General features: G+C 68.3%; 1 protein-coding gene. It reads right to left on the bottom strand.

The features are described 5' to 3' along the window. Positions 1-116 precede the first annotated feature (116 nt). Positions 117-1,551 (bottom strand): aconitate hydratase AcnA (acnA, locus tag G7A99_RS11295; protein ID WP_240466249.1); only part of this gene is annotated, 1,435 nt, incomplete at its 5' end.

The following is a 1,551-nucleotide window of genomic DNA, read 5'->3' on the forward strand; positions in this document are numbered from 1 at the left end:
CTGATGAAAAACCAAACCACTTATGACCCGAGCAAAATCGCCGCGGCCGCTTGACACCGGACATAGAATCTCTCCCGCGAGGGGGAGAGGGGTTTGGGGAGAGGGGGGAAGCAGCGTCAGCTGCTGGCGGCCTCCGTCTCCACGTCCTCCCCCATGAATTCCTTCGCAAACCGCTGGAGGATACCGCCGGCGGCATAGATGCTGAGCTCGTCCTGGGTGTCCAGGCGGCAGATCACCGGGACGGCCTCGCGGCTGCCGTCCTGGCGGTGGATCACCAGGGTCAGGGTGGCGCCCGGGGCCGGCTCGCCCTCGACGTCGTAGGTCTCGCTGCCGTCGATGCCCAGGGTCCTGCGGGTGGTGCCCTCCTGGAACTGCAGCGGGAGCACGCCCATGCCCACCAGGTTGGTGCGGTGGATGCGCTCGAAGCCCTCGGCGGCGATGGCCTCGACGCCGGCGAGGCGCACGCCCTTGGCGGCCCAGTCTCGCGACGAGCCCTGGCCGTAGTCGGCGCCGGCGACGATGATCAGCGGCTGGCGGCGCTGCTGGTAGGTCTCGATGGCGTCCCACATGCGCATGACCTCGCCCTCCGGCTCCAGCCGGGTGAGCGAGCCCTGGCGGACCTCGCCGTTCTCATCCCGCACCATCTCGTTGAACAGCTTCGGGTTGGCCAGCGTCGCGCGCTGGGCGGTGAGGTGGTCGCCGCGGTGGGTGGCGTAAGAGTTGAAGTCTTCCTCCGGCAGGCCCATCTTCGCGAGGTACTCGCCGGCGGCGCTGTCCGGCAGGATGGCGTTGGACGGCGAGAGGTGGTCGGTGGTGATGTTGTCCGGCAGCACCGCCAGCGGTCGCATGCCCTTGAGCGCGGGCCGGTCGGCGAGGTCGCCCTCCCAGTATGGGGGCCGGCGGATGTAGGTGCTCATGGGCCGCCAGTCGTACAGCGGGCTGACCTGCTCGCCCTTCTCCACCTTGATGTTGAACATCGGCGTGTAGACGTTGCGGAACTGCTCCGGCTTCACGCTCTCGCGCACGATGCGGTCGATCTCCTCGTCGGAGGGCCAGAGGTCCTTGAGGGTGAGCGGGTTGCCGTCGGCGTCAAACCCCAGCGCGTCCTTCTCGATGTCGAAGCGCACGGTGCCGGCGATGGCGTAGGCCACCACCAGCGGCGGCGAGGCGAGGAACGCCTGCTTGGCGTAGGGGTGGATGCGGCCGTCAAAGTTGCGGTTTCCGGAGAGCACGGCCGTGGTGTAGAGGTCGCGGTCGATGATCTCCTGCTGGATCTCGGGGTCGAGGGCCCCGGACATGCCGTTGCAGCTGGTGCAGGCGAAGCCGACGATGCCGAAGCCGAGGCTCTCCAGCTCCGGGAGCAGGTTCGACTCTTCCAGGTACATCTGCACGGCCTTGGAGCCCGGCGCCAAGGAGGTCTTCACCCAGGGCTTGCGGGTGAGGCCCATCTCGTTGGCCTTCTTCGCGAGCAGCCCGGCGGCGACCACGTTGCGCGGGTTGGAGGTGTTGGTGCAGCTGGTGACGGCGGCGATGATCACCGCGCCGTCGGGC

Source organism: Arhodomonas sp. KWT (genome assembly GCF_010993615.1).